Below are 578 nucleotides of genomic sequence, written 5' to 3'. Positions count from 1 at the left end.
CTAAGCTGTCTGCGGTCAGATCTGTGCCTTCTGGCAGCTCAATAGTCGCCGTAACACCTGCGTCTTTTTCATCAGCGTTAATGGTGTCATCATCGCCTGAGTTAATCACGACCGTTGGTGCAACATCACTGCCGTTGTCGCCTTCGCCATCACCTGGTGCAACCAAATCAACGCCTGCCGTATCGCTGCCCGCCGCTGACTCATTGCCTGCCGCGTCAACAACGATCGCACTCACTTCTGTTGTTTGACCATCCACTATCGCTGCCGCTGGGATCGCTACGCTGAACTTACCGTCGATGACGGTAATCTCTGACAGTTTAATGGTCTCTGTTGTGCCATCTGAGAAGGCCACAACCACACTGTCTTCAGCAATGTTCGTACCTTCTGGCAGCGTGATTGTTGCCGTAACACCCGCGTCTTTCTCCGCTGCATTGATGATGTCATCTTCGCCTGAGTTAATCACGACCGTTGGTGCTACATCACCGCCGTTGTCGCCTTCGCCATCACCTGGTGCAACCAAATCAACGTCTGCCGTATCGCTGCCCGCCGCTGACTCATTGCCTGCCGCGTCAACAATG

The 578-nt window shown here is 54.2% G+C and carries 1 pseudogene; it reads right to left on the bottom strand.

Annotated features, from left to right (window positions below):
• Nucleotides 1-578, bottom strand: a pseudogene (locus PVK63_RS19900) (hypothetical protein); the annotation flags it as partial.

It is taken from the genome of Aliivibrio sp. S2TY2, assembly GCF_028765525.1.
In the GTDB taxonomy this organism is placed as follows: domain Bacteria; phylum Pseudomonadota; class Gammaproteobacteria; order Enterobacterales; family Vibrionaceae; genus Aliivibrio; species Aliivibrio finisterrensis_A.
This window is presented reverse-complemented; position numbering and strand designations above follow the sequence as displayed.